General features: G+C 46.9%; 15 protein-coding genes and 1 pseudogene. 3 read left to right on the top strand and 13 right to left on the bottom strand.

Features of this window, described 5'->3' with window-relative positions:
• Nucleotides 1-26: 26 nt before the first annotated feature.
• The 5 genes from DN599_RS19090 to DN599_RS10215 all read right to left on the bottom strand — a co-directional run bounded on the left by DN599_RS19090 (nt 27) and on the right by DN599_RS10215 (nt 5,171).
• Nucleotides 27-302, bottom strand: coding sequence for a transposase family protein (locus DN599_RS19090; protein WP_204165115.1), 276 nt, complete (start codon nt 300-302; stop codon nt 27-29).
• Between the two features lie 371 nt (nt 303-673).
• A complete protein-coding gene (locus DN599_RS10230) occupies nt 674-907 on the bottom strand; it encodes a cytochrome c3 family protein (protein ID WP_110457491.1) in 234 nt (77 codons plus the stop codon).
• A gap of 473 nt (nt 908-1,380) precedes the next feature.
• On the bottom strand, nt 1,381-3,069 hold the full coding sequence (locus DN599_RS10225) for an NAD-dependent malic enzyme (RefSeq protein WP_110457490.1): 1,689 nt from the start codon (nt 3,067-3,069) through the stop codon (nt 1,381-1,383).
• Between the two features lie 196 nt (nt 3,070-3,265).
• Entirely contained in the window at nt 3,266-3,730 is a 465-nt protein-coding gene (locus DN599_RS10220; RefSeq protein ID WP_110457489.1) for a YehS family protein, read from the bottom strand.
• A gap of 169 nt (nt 3,731-3,899) precedes the next feature.
• Nucleotides 3,900-5,171 carry an Nramp family divalent metal transporter gene (locus DN599_RS10215; RefSeq protein WP_239473278.1) on the bottom strand — a complete coding sequence of 424 codons (1,272 nt, stop codon included), beginning with the start codon at nt 5,169-5,171 and terminating at the stop codon, nt 3,900-3,902.
• 516 nt (nt 5,172-5,687) lie between these two features.
• On the opposite strand from DN599_RS10215, the gene DN599_RS10210 reads away from it, so the two are divergent.
• Nucleotides 5,688-8,261: a TonB-dependent receptor gene (locus DN599_RS10210; protein ID WP_110457488.1), complete on the top strand. Its 2,574-nt coding sequence runs from the start codon at nt 5,688-5,690 to the stop codon at nt 8,259-8,261.
• Between the two features lie 403 nt (nt 8,262-8,664).
• Here DN599_RS10210 and DN599_RS10205 read toward each other — a convergent pair whose 3' ends face one another.
• The 5 genes and pseudogenes from DN599_RS10205 to DN599_RS10185 all read right to left on the bottom strand — a co-directional run.
• Nucleotides 8,665-9,165: a DUF4447 family protein gene (locus tag DN599_RS10205; RefSeq protein WP_110457487.1), complete on the bottom strand. Its 501-nt coding sequence runs from the start codon at nt 9,163-9,165 to the stop codon at nt 8,665-8,667.
• An 89-nt stretch (nt 9,166-9,254) separates the two neighbouring features.
• Complete coding sequence (locus DN599_RS10200; RefSeq protein WP_110457486.1) at nt 9,255-9,656, bottom strand: SMI1/KNR4 family protein; 402 nt, start codon at nt 9,654-9,656, stop codon at nt 9,255-9,257.
• A gap of 168 nt (nt 9,657-9,824) precedes the next feature.
• A complete protein-coding gene (locus DN599_RS10195) occupies nt 9,825-10,610 on the bottom strand; it encodes a RelA/SpoT domain-containing protein (RefSeq protein ID WP_110457543.1) in 786 nt (261 codons plus the stop codon).
• Nucleotides 10,611-10,836: 226 nt separating this feature from the next.
• Entirely contained in the window at nt 10,837-12,921 is a 2,085-nt protein-coding gene (locus DN599_RS10190; RefSeq protein WP_110457485.1) for a M13 family metallopeptidase, read from the bottom strand.
• A gap of 291 nt (nt 12,922-13,212) precedes the next feature.
• Nucleotides 13,213-13,392, bottom strand: a pseudogene (locus DN599_RS10185) (DapH/DapD/GlmU-related protein); the annotation flags it as partial.
• An 87-nt stretch (nt 13,393-13,479) separates the two neighbouring features.
• On the opposite strand from DN599_RS10185, the gene rsuA reads away from it, so the two are divergent.
• Nucleotides 13,480-14,169, top strand: coding sequence for a 16S rRNA pseudouridine(516) synthase RsuA (gene rsuA / locus DN599_RS10180; protein WP_110457483.1), 690 nt, complete (start codon nt 13,480-13,482; stop codon nt 14,167-14,169).
• Between the two features lie 106 nt (nt 14,170-14,275).
• Here the strand turns inward: rsuA and DN599_RS10175 are convergent, their stop codons facing one another.
• Both DN599_RS10175 and DN599_RS10170 read right to left on the bottom strand, forming a co-directional pair.
• Nucleotides 14,276-14,713 carry a DUF3069 domain-containing protein gene (locus DN599_RS10175; RefSeq protein ID WP_110457482.1) on the bottom strand — a complete coding sequence of 146 codons (438 nt, stop codon included), beginning with the start codon at nt 14,711-14,713 and terminating at the stop codon, nt 14,276-14,278.
• A gap of 19 nt (nt 14,714-14,732) precedes the next feature.
• On the bottom strand, nt 14,733-15,230 hold the full coding sequence (locus DN599_RS10170) for a phosphatase PAP2 family protein (protein WP_373317399.1): 498 nt from the start codon (nt 15,228-15,230) through the stop codon (nt 14,733-14,735).
• Between the two features lie 284 nt (nt 15,231-15,514).
• Between DN599_RS10170 and queG the strand changes: the two genes are divergently transcribed.
• The gene (gene queG, locus DN599_RS10165; protein WP_110457542.1) at nt 15,515-16,741 is read left to right on the top strand and encodes a tRNA epoxyqueuosine(34) reductase QueG; all 1,227 of its coding nucleotides are present in this window, start codon (nt 15,515-15,517) and stop codon (nt 16,739-16,741) included.
• A gap of 45 nt (nt 16,742-16,786) precedes the next feature.
• On the opposite strand, the gene DN599_RS10160 is transcribed toward queG, so the two are convergent.
• On the bottom strand, nt 16,787-16,999 hold the full coding sequence (locus DN599_RS10160) for a dodecin (RefSeq protein ID WP_110457480.1): 213 nt from the start codon (nt 16,997-16,999) through the stop codon (nt 16,787-16,789).
• Between the last annotated feature and the right edge of the window lie 79 nt (nt 17,000-17,078).

Below are 17,078 nucleotides of genomic sequence, written 5' to 3'. Positions count from 1 at the left end.
GGGACGTATGTCTTTGCGGCTTCAACCTAGACTAATCCAAAGCACTTGATACGTTTATGCTTCTGCGATGACAGTGGCGTAACGATGGCCTTTGAATATGGCGAACTCGTCCATGACCAGTTCGCGCAAACGCCCCCAGGAACCTCAGGTACGACACGTTTCAGACGTTGCTTATCTATTTCTTTGATGGTATGCCAGAGCACTCCAGTAAGCTCTGAAATATGTTTGATGGGTAGCAAAGGTAATAACTTCTCAATGTAATCAATTAGCCGATTAGTGAGGCGAGAATATGGCTTAACCACAAGAACAGCATGGAGCGGAGTCAGGAATTAAGGTGATAGAAATTAATGTGTCAGTTTTATAAGACTTTACGATCTGAAAGCCTTCCCATGAACTACCGTTTTTGTTTTCAGTTCCCGCTAACCTACGAAGAACCTTTTTTACGTAAAAAATAGCAAGTCGAGCCCATCTATCAACCATGGTGCACTAGCTCCAGCCACAGTTAGGCGAGTGGCGACCACTATGTCTATCTTGCGATAAGGTAAAAACGATACGGTAACTGGCGATTTGATATGAGCTCATTTAATCATCATTTGCTCTGAACTATGCCATAAAAAAGCCACCTTAAAAACAATAAGATGGCTTACATTACAGCAACTTAACTAATCAGAAATTACTTTTCCATGCCATGACAATCGGCACATTCTGTAATGGTCAATTCTGGAGTGTGTAGCTCCATGTCGACGGTGTGGGCATCGCTCATACCATGACAATCGTTACATGTAGCCAATGTTGCTTCGGCCTCTTGGTGTACCGTCAAATCGACTTTCTCATGACACTCAGTACAATCGAGTGCTGCTGCTGAACCAGCAAAGAGTAAGGCGGCAACAATAGCGAGATATTTCATAGTGGCTCCTAGAGTCAGTGGCAATGGCCAAACTGACAAAATAGTGAAATAAAGGTGACGCTCAATTTAGCTTTTACAGCGAACCTAAATTTTCGCTAAGGTTAAACACCTACTAAAAAAGCAAATTGCTGCGAACCGATAAACCTAGACTTACCGATCAGCATTAACTGAAACTTAAAAGTAACAACAATCGGAGTAAAATGCTAATAGCATCAAACGCTAAAGCTCAACTTTGTGATGACTGTCAATATGATTTACACAAAGTAAACCACACTAACCATCTGGACGCGAGTGGATAAAAATCTTGCTAGAGCCAACGCCGCCGACCCGACACAGTTAGCCTTTATCAAGTCCATCCAAACTTAAATACCACGCGAGGACACGCCATGATCGCCCCCAAATGCCCCTTAACGATACACGCCCAATAAAAAAGCTGCCCTTGAGCAGCTTTTATCATATCGAAACACAATTGATTAGAATGAGGTACGCTTATAACGGCGGTAATCGGCCGTCCAAAAATTCCCCTCAATCGCTTGTAGCAACAATTCATCGCTGCAAGGCAGTGCATGGCCTTGCTCAACGGCAACCTTAGCCACCGCAAACGCAATATGCTTACTCACCTGATGAATATCCTCCAGCTTAGGCAGTAATGAACCATGCCCCTGTATCGCCAGCGGTGAACATTCGGCTAACGCACGGCTCGAGGCCATAAGCATTTCATTGCTGACGCGTTTCGCGCCAGAAGCCAACACCCCAAGGCCAATACCTGGGAAGATATAACTGTTATTGCACTGAGCAATTTCAAAGGTTTGCTCGTCAATGACCACAGGTTCGAATGGGCTGCCTGTGGCAACCAATGCTTCACCTTTAGTCCAATGCAAAATGTCTTTTGGCGTTGCTTCAACACGACTAGTTGGATTTGACAACGGAAAGATGATCGGGCGCGCACAATGACTGTGCATCGCTTTGATGATCTCTTCACTAAATAATCCCGGCGCGCCTGACACTCCAATCAATACGGTCGGCTTACCATTGTGCATCACGTCCAACAATGAAATGTTTTCATTCTCGGTCGTCCAGCTATCCACCAACGCAGACTTCTGAGCCAAGGTTTGCTGGAATGGCAATAAGTTAGGCATGTTGTCTTGCAGCAAGCCCCAACGGTCAACCATGAACACCTGCTGACGAGCCTGCTCATCAGAAATACCTTCAGAGACCATCTGCGCCACAATCGCCTCGGCGATACCACAGCCGGCGCTGCCTGCACCAAGAAACGCAATGCGTTGCTGACTCAACTGAGTATTAGCAGCCTTACAGGCAGCCAGTAATGAACCGACTGCCACTGCCGCAGTGCCTTGAATATCGTCATTAAAACAGCAATATTGGTCTTTATAACGCTCCAGTAATGGCATGGCATTCTTTTGCGCAAAATCTTCAAATTGGATCAATGCATCTGGCCAGCGACGATGTACAGCTTGCATAAAGGCTTCAACAAATTCGGCATATTCTTCGCCGCCAATACGCTGATTACGCCAACCCATATACATAGGATCTTCAAGCAGATGCGGATTATCCGTGCCTACATCCAACGTAATTGGCAAGGTATATGCTGGGCTGATCCCACCACAACTGGTATACAAGGAGAGTTTACCAATGGGGATCCCCATACCACCAATGCCTTGGTCGCCAAGACCTAAGATACGCTCACCATCGGTGACCACAATAATTTTCACTTTTTGGCGAGTCGAGTTATTCAAAATATCATCGATACGGTCTTTATGAGGATAAGAGACAAACAGACCCCGATTACGACGATAGTTTTTTGAAAAACGCTCACACGCCATCCCCACCGTAGGGGTGTAGATGATAGGCATCATCTCGGTAATGTGATTTTGCACCAAGCGATAAAATAGGGTTTCGTTGGTGTCTTGAATGTTTCTCAAATAGATATGTCTATCGAGATCATTGCTGAAGTTTTTATATTGGTCGTAGGCACGCGACGCTTGTTCTTCAATTGTTTCGATAACATGAGGCAGTAGGCCCTCAAGGTTAAAGAAAATACGCTCCTCTTCGGTAAACGCACTGCCTTTATTGATAAGAGGCGCCTCCAAAATGGCTGGGCCGGCAAAAGGAAGATATAGCGGGCGTTTATTATCGTCCATTGGTAACCTTTATTGTATGTGAAATAGTGGATTGACTGTCGTTCGAATGCGGCAAGATTACCACAAAGTGTGATCTTTGTTGTCCTTTTAGCGGTGGATTTTTGATTATTTTATCCTTACCTTTGTTTTAAACATCCTACTTTGGCCCACAAAAAAGCACAGCCTAGGCTGTGCTTCCAATATGACTGATTTAAGCTCACTTACCACGATATTTAATCGATAACCCAGTAAGGAAGTTACGCAACACCTGATCACCACACTCTTTAAAGTGCTTATGGCCAGGCTTTCTAAACAAAGCACCTAACTCTGACTTACTCATGCTGAAGTCTGCCAAGGCAAGCGTGTTGATGATATCTTCTTCACGCATCTCAAGTGCGACTCGAAGCTTCTTGAATATCAGGTTATTGTTTAACTGCGACACGGGTTCAGGGATCTCAGCGCCCTCTTTTAACCCCCGCTTCTCGATGATCAAGCCATCAAGGAACAGACAAAGGGTCTTATCGTTACACGGTTTATAACCCTCTTCTGACTCTTTCTTAAGCATGTCGAGCAGTTCTTCTTGGGTAATCTCATGTTTTACCTTGGCAAAAATCTTAATCATTTTCGCATTTTGGTAGTCAAACACAAAACGTAAACGGCGTAATATATCGTTGTTAATCATAATCGAATGTCTTTACCTTTTGGATTGCGCGGCTGCGCGATCATCTTAGAGGCGTATTATAACCGAGTTTTACCCTTTACTAAGCGGTTTTTTCACCATTTTTGGCTCATCAAGCCGTCGATATTTCACCTGCGTATATACATTGGAGTCAAGCCGACAAGAAAAACGATTATCCTAATATTTTCCAATAGATAAATAAGCCGGCAAAGCCCAGCAAATACCCCATACCCAACCAAGATAATAAACGCATTTTTGTGCCATAACGATCCGCCACTGCCAAGCGTTCACTGGTCATCAAACGGTAATTGAGCCACGCAAAAATAAGGGTCGTCATAAACGCTAACGTCATCACAAACTGCAATAATGGCAGCAAGGCGCCTTTGAAAAATAAGATGATCCCCAGCCCCAATAGACTTACTCCGACCATGATAGCCGTTAGCCAGGCACTGCTTTTGTCGTTTGATTGCTGCACCAATAATTGCCAACCTAACGCTAAAGTTCGACTGTAACCATCGATCACTGTCACTGTCGTGCTGAAAATACACAGCAGGGCCACAATGGTGATTAAATAACGACTTTCACTGCCAAGAACTTGGCTATAAAGGGTTATGAGCTGGTCAGCAAATTGAGCGCCAGAGGCGGAAAAGTGCTCACCGCTGCCGTGCATCACCAAGGTCCCTAAGGATAAAAACACCACCGCCAACACCGCTGTAGTGGCATAACCTAAATTAAAATCGAACAGGGCTTGCGCTTGAGTCACTCTTTGCTGCTTTTGCTTTTCTAATAACCACAATGAATTCCAACAACTGACCTCAATAGGCGCGGGCATCCAGCCCATCATCGCCACCAAAAAGCCCACATGGGCCCAATCCCATGGCGAAGGTGACACAAATCCGTCAACTATCATTGGCTCAGCATTAAACGCTAATGCGGCTGCCGTTAAGGTGGTAATGGTTAACACCAACATGACCACCTTGGTCACCTTATCAAGCAGTTGATAATGCCCCAATATCAGCATGAGCAAGCTAGAGGCTAAAACGATGAACGCCAAGATATCGATAGACAAGGGAATAAACAAAGTGAGCATCGCCGCCGTTAACATCGCCACCCCGGCGGTGCTAGCAATGGCAGCAAGGGTATTGAGCACAGTAAACAGCAATAGGTAGCGCCTGCCTTGCTGCAGGTAACCATGCAGCAGGCTCTCGCCAGTAGCGGCGGTATAACGCGCTCCCGCCGCAAAAAATGGATACTTAAGTAAATTAACCGCCACGATCACCCAAGCTAGCTGCCAACCAAATTCGGCGCCAGCGCGGGTTGAGGCGACCAAATGCGATGCACCAATGGCAGCTGCCGCCATTAACAACCCGGGGCCTGTGGCTTTGAGTACGCGATTGACTCGCCCAAGTGGGCCAATGGCCGCCACGGTTTGGGTACTATTCATAGTGTATTTATCCGTTTATCGGTAATTTAATCATTAAGGTTTAAAAATAATCGTTATCAATCGAAATACACTCAGTTATTAGCTACATGAGTTACCATGCTCCGTCTATAACACATTGTTTATTTCAGACCTTTTATAAGAAACAGTTTATCAGAGATTGTCCATCACATTTTCTCACTAACCTACCATTGGACAGTAAAGCCACAATGTTATAGCTAGCCGCTACATAAACCCTGAACATCAAGTTTATAGCTGATTCACTGCAGTCCCCTAGAAAACTTAACGCGATAACACCGTACAACAACTCAATAAGATACCAATTCTTCATTCGCTCGCCACTTAGCCTGATCGCCTATTGACATTAAGTTCCTAGTCGCTAAATTAGATAACTCAAATCAAACAAAAAAACAACAATTAAACAACAACCAGACAGTAGACAGCAATCCGAAGTCTGGCAGTCACTTAGTTGTCGTCAGTCACTGAATTAATACTATAAAAACATCATTAGGGAAGATCATGAAAAGACCTCAAACTTGGCCAAGCGCTTGCGCTATTGCCATTACAATCGCACTGACTCCTCACGCCTACGCTGCTGATGACACAGTTGAACGTATCGAAGTAACAGGTTCTCGCATTAAACGTACCGACATCGAAGGTCCATCACCGATCCAATCGATCAATAAAGATGATATCGCCAACATGGGCTTCGATAATCTGCAGCAATTACTTGAGCGCATGCCAGCCAACGGCGCCGGGGCATTTTCTACCCGCGGTAATAGCCAAGACTCTACTGCCAATGGCGCTGCGTCTATCAGCCTTCGCGGCCTAGGTCCTGATGCCACACTTGTATTAATTAATGGCCGCCGGGTATCTGTCAGTTCATTTGCTGAAGGGATCACTAACTCCTTTGTCGATATTAACAATATCCCGGTTTCATCCATTGAGCGTATCGATATCTTAAAAGATGGGGCTTCTGCCATTTACGGCTCTGATGCGATAGCTGGCGTAGTTAACATCGTGTTGAAAAAAGATATCGAAGGCATTGAGCTTAACTTAGGTTATGGTGATGCATCCGACACAGGGTACAACGAGCAAACCGCGAGTTTAGTGTGGGGCACCAAGTCGGACCAAGGCAGCGCCTCAATCATTCTTGATTATTTTAAAAACGACACCCTAGCTGCCGATGAACTCGGCCGTTTAGGTACCGCAGATCAAAGCCCATACGGTGGCGAAGACTTCCGCTCTTCTCGTGGTTTCCCGGGGTACTTTTATGTTGATGGCGTAAAAACTATCGATCCTGACTGTCCAGCTGATAGCGCCACAGCAGGCGGAAGTTGTTTGTTTGATTATGGTCCTTATAACTTAACCATTCCGGCTGCGGAGCGCGTTGGAGCTATCGCCCAATTTGACTACCACTTTAATGATGAGTTAACCGCTTTCCTCGAAATTGCCGCTCAACATAACACCTCAGAAGCGGGCGGCGCACCGACCCCGTTAGATGAAGATGCAGGACTGACGGTTCCCGGTAGCCACCCTGATAACCCTTGGGGCAAAGATATTCAAATTGGCCGCTTCCGCACTGTTGATGCGGGTGCTCGCAGCTGGGATATTGAATCCGACTCGCTACGTTTGGTGGCCGGACTTCGCGGTAACATTAATGATTGGGATTGGGAAGTCTCGGCCCAAAAAGGGCGCAGCGAATCGACCCAAAAAGGCGATCGTTCGCAAGGTTGGGTGAGAACCGACTTCTTGCAAGCAGAAATCGACGCAGGTAACTACAACCCTTTTGGTGGCACAATCAATTCACAAGAGGTTATTGATAGAATAACCACTAGTTTAGTGCGCCAAGGTGTATCTCACCTTACTGCCTATGATGCCAGCATTACAGGCCATGCCTTTACACTAGCCGAGCGTGACGTGATGATGGCTGCGGGGGTCGAATACCGCGAAGAAGATGTCAGCGATATTCCCGATGATCAATTTCAACGAGGCTTAATCTTCGGTACCGAAGCCGTCTCCGCTCAAGCCGATCGCGATCAATACGCAGCTTATGTTGAATTTTCGATTCCGCTGACCGATAACTTTGAGCTGCAACTAGCTGGCCGCTATGACCATTACAGTGATTTTGGTTCAACCACTAACCCTAAAGTGGCATTCCAATGGGGAATTAGTGATGAAGTTACCGCTCGCGCTTCTTGGTCAACCGGCTTTCGTGCTCCCTCTCTGGCACAAATTGGCTTAGGTCCATCACAAGAAAGTAGCTTTTTTATTGATACCTATCGCTGCGCTGCCGACAACGTCGATTGCACCGCATTAGATTACAATACCGAGTTTTCGGGTAACGCCAACCTTGAGGCCGAAGAGTCTGAAACATGGAACGCCGGTCTTATATGGGCACCGAGCCAACAGTTCGACATTGGTTTCGATGTCTATAGCATTACCCAAGATAACAAAATCGATAAGCAGCCTTTAGGCGATCTCTACACTGCCAATTGTAATGATCAAAACAGTACTATTTGTGAACGTTTAGCGCCTCAAGCCGGACAATCACTTGGCCCAATCAGTGTTATCAACTCCAGCTTTATTAACCTCAGCTCGCAAGAAGTGCAAGGCATGGACTTATCAGCCCATTACGGTCTAGAACTAGACGGCTATGGTGACATTAAGTTCGGTTTAGAATACAGCTACTTGCATAATTTCGAAAAAGATAACCTCGATTACACAGGCGAATATAAGTTCCCTAAAAATCGCTGGTTATTAACATCACATTGGGCAATGGATGATTTTGCTGCCAACGTTAATTTCAGCTACATAGGTGAGTTCGAAGATACGCCAGACATTGATTTCGATGGCGTATTGGATTTTGAAACCAACCAATCTCGTATGGTTGAATCACAGCTGCTGGTTGATATGTCAGGCTCTTACCGCTTTAACGATACCGTTAAGCTAACCTTTGGGGTAAATAACGTATTCGATGAAGAACCTCCCTTTGCCATCGGTGATGGTGACACGGATCTCTACGGCTACGTGATCTCGGTTCACAACCCAATGGGACGCTACCTCTACACTAAACTGTCGATGAAGTTCTAATCTCATTAACCTCAAATGGCGCCAAATGGCGCCGTTTTTATATCAAGCACATCGCCCGATTAGCTTACTGCGCCTCCCTCAATCAAGCTTAAACAAATAGCATAGCAACATCATTTCAGACGAAAAAAATGCTAACACCCACTAAAAATAAAGACCCAAAAGCAGCCATAAGGCTCATGCTCACCAGCTTTCCATCATTACCATTAACTGAGCTAAGACGTTTCCAGAAAACGATGACACCTTAATAGAAGCACATTGCAACTTTGACACTCAAGCCTGCTGAAAATAGGTCATCCTCAACGGCGAGGCAATCGACATCGAGCAAGCCCCAACAAAAAATGCCAGTCAGCTAAGCTGACTGGCATTGGTCTTCTGCTTACCTTTACGGTATGAGAGCTAACACTTAAAGCTGGGTGGCCGCCCACTTAGCACGGTTTTCACGGCTCTCTTTAAGCCCCTCTTTTTCGCGATAAGCTTTGTAGGCTTCGACATCCAGAGCGATTAGGGTCACATCGACCTCTAGCACCAACTTGCACTCTTTTTTGATGCGCCATGCCGCGGTGTTATACAGCTCAGTTAATGGCAGCGCACTCAAAAACTCAGGGTTGTATTGGGTATAAATCGCCTGCGTTGGGTACACCACAAAGCTTAAATGTCGCTTGGGTTCTTTTTTAAATAATTCTTCAATACCATCACAGGTGTTAAGCACTTGCATCTCGATGGTTTCATCAAGCTCAAGTAATTTTTTTGCTGCAAGTCCTGATACGTCAGCCTCGCCCGCTTCCCAAGCCAACACTTGCGCTTCGGTCGACTTTGATAGTTCAGCCACTTGCGCTGCGCTTAAACCTAAAGAGTGGCGAAGGTAGGTAATTTCAATCGCATTTAATTCTGCATTTTTCGACATATTGATTTCCAAATTGGGTGCGTAAACATTTATCGTTTTGCTTTTGCAAATATCAGCTAAGGTAAAAAAGCGCTGATAAGGTTAAGCGGCTAAGCTTGAATCCACACATCTTCGGCCCACTGCCAAAACGATTCCCAGCCCTCATCATCGAGCTCACCATCACGCCACAACATCACTTGACCCTCTTGGTCGATACAGTAAAAGTCATCGCCCATCTGACAGATAGCGATATACTCTCGAGGCAGGCCGATAGACCAAGCGTATGAGGTCACCTCGGGCAAATAGGTATGTGCATAAGGATCGCTGGCGGTCACGGGTTCTAGCGTACCGTGGATCACATCACTGGCATACAAGAGGTACTCTTTTAACTCTGCAGGCAGTGGGATCAAAATTTGCTCTTCCACCTCCACCAGCTGTTCAAAGGTGGGTAACTCTAGCGGAACCGGTACGGTTTCACTTAATTCCTGTAGCTGTTCGATCAGATCATGCATGGTTTATTCGCTAGTTATGGGGCTAATGGCGGCAAGTATAATCGCTTTGGCGGGGATTTGTTAAGCCAATTTCGGCCGAGGGCTAATGGGTAAACTCAGCTCAATGACATCGCGGTGGATTATCTGTCGTCGCGACGCCATCGGCTGAGAACAATATGCCGTTGCCAGCTACGCAGCTTGGGCAATGAGGTGGGCACTGTCGATACGTTTATAGTGCAACCATGCCTTGTGATAACACTTATGAGACTGCTGACGTAACTGAGTGATTTTCGCCAGTTCCAATTGGGTCAGAGCACGTTGCTGCTGTTTGGCGTTGGCCTCAATCGTTTGCACTGCTTGATAAATCTGATGCTCCTCACCACTTTTAATCTCAGCAATCGCTTTAAGGTGTAACTGAACCTCGGCAATCATGCCGCTTTGTGGCAGCTGTACCAATAAATTAAGATCGCGATAACCCGATGCTTTAGGCGTGGCAAAGCGGTTTTTAACTTGCACAATCGTCGCCTTGTGTTGCAACGCTTCGAACGCATGCATCAGGCGATGAATATCGCTGGCAACAATACTGGCACGGGCTAAATCGGTAATTTGACTAGCATCACCATTAAACTTAACGGCGACCTTCTGCGCCGCACGCTGATAACTTTTAACCGCCGGCACCATCAGCTCGTAATGCTCTGCCCCATCAAGGCTCTTGAGTATGTCTCGCAACTCTTGCTGCGCCCCCTCGGCTTTGGCGTAAAGTTGTTCTAGATTACTGCTGGTTTGTCGAATGGGTTGCGATGATGTGGTAGGGATGGCGATAAGGCCGGCGAGGTTAGGATGAAATGATTGGCGTGAGATGAAGTTGCTGCGTGGATCTTTTAGATTTACTTGGGGTTCATAACTGGCGGCTAAACCGCTACGGGTCGACAGCAATAACAGGAAAATAATAAAGGTGCGAAATAATCTATTCATAACCATCCTCGGTAACAATCCTAACCTTGAGCCTCTAATCTATCCTCCAATGGCTTAACCCTTGCTGAATGCAAAGTGAATATTGATTCATCTTAACGCACAATAAAACACCACCAATAAAAAGAGCGCGTAATGCGCTCTTTTTATTAATTAAAGTCAAACTTTAAAGCGTGAAACCTATCTGCATAACGGCAGATAGAATAACGCTTAATCTTGCCTTAAAGACTTACCAAATTTTCACCTGCTTTTCAGGCGCGATATACATAGCGTCGCCCTCTTTAACGTTAAAGGTGGTGTAAAACTCGGGCATATTTGACAATGCTCCTATCGCACGGAATTTAGCCGGCGAATGGGGATCGGTTGCCACTCGATTACGCATCGCTTCCTCTTTCATCTTAGCGCGCCAAATTTGGCTAAAGCCGATAAAGAAGCGCTCATCACCACTCAAGCCGTCAATAACAGGCGCTTCTTTGCCATCGAGTGACATCTTGTAAGCCTTATAGGCGATGGTCACCCCCGACAGGTCGCCAATGTTCTCACCCAGCGTTAATTCGCCGTTGACCTTGAGATCATCAAACACCGCATAATTATTGTATTGCTCGACTAGGGCTTTACCACGCACGGCAAACTCTTTTAAGTCTTGCTCTGTCCACCAATCACGCATGTTGCCTTCACCATCAAACTTAGCCCCTTGGTCATCGAAGCCATGGCCCATTTCATGGCCAATTACGGCGCCAATGCCACCATAGTTAACCGCATCATCGGCTGCCATGTTAAAAAATGGCGGTTGTAAGATAGCCGCAGGGAAGACGATTTCATTCATCGTTGGGTTGTAGTAAGCATTAACCGTTTGCGGCGTCATGTGCCACTCCCACTTACGAATCGCTGAGCCAAGTTTTTCTAGCTCTTTATCATGGCTTAAGGTACTGGCGCGCATGGCGTTACCCACTAAGTCATCACTTTTAATGGTCAGCTTAGTGTAATCTTCCCAGCGATCGGGATAGCCGATTTTAGGGTCAAATTTAGCCAACTTATCTTTAGCCGCCACTTTGGTGTCTGGACTCATCCAGCTTAAGTTTTCGATACTTTCGCCGTAGGCGCCGCGCAAGTTTTCAACCAAACCTTGCATGCGCTCTTTAGCTTCAGGAGTAAAGTGACGCTTAACGTACACCTTGCCGACAACTTCACCTAAGACAGAATTCACCGCGCCCACGCCACGCTTCCAACGAGGCTCTTGTTCGGCTTGGCCATTAAGTGTCTTAGCAAAAAACTCAAAATTTTCTTTATCGAGATCTAAGCTTAAATTCCCGGCAAAATGGGTTAATGTCTGCCAAGTCATGTAGGTCTGCCATGTGGCTAAATCATTAGCCTTAAGCACCTCATTGAAGCCTTCAATGAAGCTAGGTTGGTTAATGATAATGTCTGCTTGCTGGTCGGCACCTAAGGTTTTAAGGTAACCGTCCCAGTTGATGTCTGGTGCTAAGGTAGCGAGCTCAGCCACTTGATACAAATTATAGGTCTTAGTGCTATCACGCGTTTCGACCACATCCCAATGACGGCTAGCGATAGCGGTCTCAAGCGCTAACACCTGCTCTGCACTGGCTTTTGGATTAGGTAAGCCTGCCAACGTGAACATTTTTTCAATGTGTTCGACAAACGCTTGACGAATTTTAACGAAGCGCTCTGCCTCGTTAAAATAGTAATCTTTTTCAGGCAAGCTTAAGCCATACTGCCAAATATGGGTGGCATAACGGCTAGAATCTTTGGCGTCGATGTTGATATAAAACGCTAGGGGGGTGCCGCCGCCAATCACTTGGCTATGGGCAAAATACTCGACTAATTCATCTTTGTTTTGCAGTGCGGCAATCTTATCTAGTTCAGCCTGAATAGGCTTTATCCCTAATGCGTTTAAGGTGTCGGTGTCCATGAATGAGCGATACAGATCGGCCACTTTTTGCTCGTCACTGCCCGCGGTAAGGTTAGGCGTGGCTGCCACTTCTTCAATAATGGCTTTAACGTCATCACGAGACTTTTCACGTAAATCATAAAAGGCACCCGTGCTGGTTCGATCGCTTGGGATCTCGGTGTTATTAATCCAGGTACCATTTACATATGAGTAAAAGTCATCTTGCGGACGAACCGATTTGTCAAAGTTAGCAAAGTCGATACCCGACGTCAGCGCTTGTTCTACGGCAACTGCGGCTTCTGTTTTGGCCGTATCTGGCGCACTAACTTCGACGTTATCGCTATTGCAGGCGCTAAGGCCCACGATTAATGAGGCGCAAAGTCCGCCTACGAGCACTTTCTTCATCTGAATTCCTTGGTCTATGCTGATTGAATTATTGTTTTGTCGCTATGTGCATCATTGTGACTATCACGCTAGAGGCCCGCTGTATTACTCACTAGCTCAAATAAATCGTCTACCACAAGCCACACATGTTAAATTGTTTGGGCTAAAGTAAACAAGTTAATCTCCCGATCTAGCGTCGCCATTGCGCCACTTATATGTAACTAAAGGTTTCATATCACAGGTGCCATTTAACCCATAACACTGCCGTTAAAGCGGTTTAATCTCTCTCGCTGGATTGCCGGCGACAAGGGTTTAAGCCGCCACATCTTTGCTCACCACAGCCCCAGCGGCAATCACCGCCTCATTGGCAATCGTCACCCCAGGGAGAATAATCGCCCCACCACCAATCCACACCCGCTCACCAATATAGAGCGCCTTTGCGGTTTCCCATCCCTGCAAGCGGCGCTCGGCATCCAATGGATGGCTGGCGGTGGCATGCGAATTACTACGCTACCCCTTTCCCTTTGGCGACGCTAGCCTCATAATGTCTGCCATTATGATTTTATTGCCGAGTAACCTGTGCGTTTAGACAAATTTATCTGCGAGTCCACCTCTTTAACCCGTTCACTGGCCAAAAAAGCCCTGCATCGAGGCGATGTGACCTGCGATGGCACCATAGTCAAAGACGCCGGTTTTAAAGTGACTCCACACCATCAAATTTGCCTTAATGGTGAAGTCATCTCAGTGATTGGTCCTCGCTTTATCATGCTCAATAAACCAGTCAACACCATCTGCTCAACCATAGATGAAGAGTACCCGTCGGTGCTGAGCCTTATCGATGTCGCCAAACCGGAAGAGCTGCACATTGCTGGTCGCTTAGATGTCGATACCACAGGGCTAGTACTGATCACCAGCGATGGCCAATGGTCACATAAAATCACCTCACCCAAAAAGGAGTGCGGTAAGCGCTATCTAGTGCAGCTGGCCGATCCAATTGGTGAAGCGCTCATTGCCGAGTTTGCCCAAGGCATAGCACTGAGAAATGAAGATGGTCTAACCAAGCCTGCCACCTTAGAGATTATTGACCCGCAACAGGTGCGACTAACAATCACCGAAGGTAAGTATCATCAAGTCAAACGCATGTTTGCCGCTGTAGGCAATAAAGTTGTCGGCTTACACCGCGAATGTGTCGGCCATATCGAACTGGACGAGGCGCTCGCACCTGGCGAGTGGCGCTACTTAACCGCCGCCGAAATCGCCTCGGTTTAACCGCTTATCCCGCCCTAAAAAAACGCCCATCATTAACCGCGTTAATGATGGGCGTTCATTATCTCTTAGTGGCACTCACATGTCGCATCGTCATGGCGACACCTTATCACTCGCCGCCAATCACACTCTTGATGCTGTTAAGTAAGGCTCTGTCGGTACGCGCTTTTTTAAGCTTTTTAGCACTTTCTTTTAATGACGCATCCGATAAACGCGTAAAAATATTGTTGTACTCTTTTTCATCAATGGCTTCATCACTGTCGGCCAGCTCGGCAATATCTTGCGCCACACGACTCAGTTGCAACCAAGCGTTAGCGATATAAAAACCATGAAAATCGGCTTGCGGCAATAATGCACTGGCACTGGCTGGTAGGCCATCCCACACGGCTGCAAATTTTTGGTCTTTATCTTCAATCAATTCCTGACAAAGATTGGCATAAGCTTCCATCAAATTAGCCGGCACCTTATCCATAGGGATAACGCTATTGCAGACGTTTAACGCCACCTGTTGTGCCCGCTGTTGATAGGCTTGGCTCTGATAATTCATATGTTTGTAAACCCTTTAATTAAAATGTCCCACTGATATAGATACCATAGTTATCTTTACCGGCAATCGGGCTGATGGTGATACCTTTATAGGGATCGGTAAAATAGAGTCCCGACACTATGCCAATCGCTGCGCCCGCTAACACATCTTCCAGATAGTGGTTATCACTCGCCACCCGGGTATAACCCACATAACCGGCAGCCACATAAGCCGGGATCGCCCACTGCCAACCATAGCGTTGCTGCACAAAAGTAGCCGCGGCAAAGGTATCGGCGGTGTGTCCAGAGGGAAAAGAGTCATCGCCCGATCCATCTGGACGCTGTTTATCGATAGCATACTTTAAGCCTTCGACCGCCACCCGTGAGACCACGCCGCTTTTGATCAGCTGCCAACTGCCCTGATAATCATCTTCAACGGCAATAGAGGCCCCCAACGTGACCGCAGGTAACAGCAGATGCAATACATCCCCCGACTGTTCAAGGCTAGATGCGCTGCAGTAAGATGAACTCAGCAGCATGACAATACTTGCGCATAATCGTTTCACTATAACTCGCTTAATATAGATATCGGGAAAAGGCTGACTTTATACCTGTCACGTAGACGAAAAGCAAAACTGAGTGCCATAAACCCCATATGAACGGCTCGCCATTGTGCATCGCCCCCCTTACGCAAATGCTGATACTAATTCTGATGCTGACACTAATTGCTGATTAAGCTTGTAAGCCACTCAAGGTGTTGCCACTGCGGCTTAACTGGTATTATGTAGCAGTTAGCCATCATCACTATGTCGATACCATTACCATGCAAACACAGCCAACAGCGCTATCTCAACTCAATAGCAGCCAACTGCAACAACTTGCCATCAAGATAAAGCAGTGGGGCAAAGCGCTCGGATTTGCACAAATAGGCATTACCGACACCGACTTAACCCAAGAAGAGCCCAAGCTACAAGCCTGGCTCGACAAGGGGTATCACGCACAGATGCACTACATGCAGGCCCACGGGATGATGCGAGCCCGCCCGCAAGAACTCCACCCCGGCACCTTAAGGGTTATCTCGGCGAGAATGGATTATTTGCCACCAGAAGCTGGCTTTGCTACCCATTTACGCGACCCGAATATGGCCTATATTTCTCGCTATGCTGGCGGGCGTGATTACCATAAGATGATCCGTAATCGGCTCAAAAAATTGGGTCAACAGATTGAGGCAGAATTAACCAGTTTAGGCATGGAAAAACCCAACTTTCGGCCTTTTGTCGATTCAGCCCCAATTCTTGAGCGACCATTAGCCGAGAAGGCTGGCATTGGCTGGACGGGTAAACACAGCTTGTTGCTCAATCATCAGGCCGGTAGCTGGTTCTTCTTAGGCGAGCTGCTTATCGATCTGCCGCTGCCGATAGATCTGCCTATTCAGGCCGATTGCCAAACCTGCGTCGCCTGCATCAAATCGTGCCCCACCAACGCCATCGTTGAACCCTATGTCGTCGATGGCGGGCGTTGCATCTCTTACCTGACCATCGAACTGCAGGGCGCGATCCCAATCGAATTTCGGCCGCTGATCGGCAACCGTATCTACGGCTGTGACGACTGCCAGCTGGTGTGCCCCGTCAATGCCCAGGCACCATTGACCCAAGAGAGTGACTTTCACACTCGCGACCCACTTAAACACCCGCAATTGCTCACACTGTTTGCTTGGAGTGAAGCCGAGTTTTTACGTTACACCGAAGGCAGTGCCATTCGCCGTATTGGCCATAAGCGCTGGCTTCGTAACATTGCCGTGGCGCTGGGCAATGCGCCGCACTCGGATGACATTATCGCCGCGCTGCGACACAGACGTATAAGCGATGAGGTCGATGAGATGGTAATAGAACATATTGACTGGGCATTAATACAGCAGCAGACAAAAACCAACCCACCAGCCGATAAAGCCTGTACATTAGCGGTACAAACGGTCGCCGCGCAGCACCCTAACCGTAAGACCCAGCGAGTGATCCGCACCATTGAAAAAGGCTTACCAAGAGATGCGTAAGCCTAAATATGAGCCGTGGCGCAAACCACCTATCGCCTGCTTCCGTTATCTGTCAGTATCTAAGGTAAAACCCACCTTAACCGTGACTTGCCAATGGGCAATGAGCCCCTCCTCTAAATGGCCACGGGTCTCAACCACCTCAAACCAACGTAAATGATGTAACGACTGACTCGCTTCGGCGATGGCATTCTTTATCGCTTCATCGGAGCTGATGGGTGAAGATCCGACAAGCTCGATAATCTTATAGGTGTGACTCATAATGATTCTCCCAAGTTAGTTGGTCGTCTACTTTGAGTATAGAAAGCTTTTTTACCTCTGCCCGTGAAAAGCCGACTAT

Origin of the sequence: Shewanella algidipiscicola, assembly GCF_900380485.1 — a bacterium.
Lineage (GTDB): Bacteria > Pseudomonadota > Gammaproteobacteria > Enterobacterales > Shewanellaceae > Shewanella > Shewanella algidipiscicola.
This window is presented reverse-complemented; position numbering and strand designations above follow the sequence as displayed.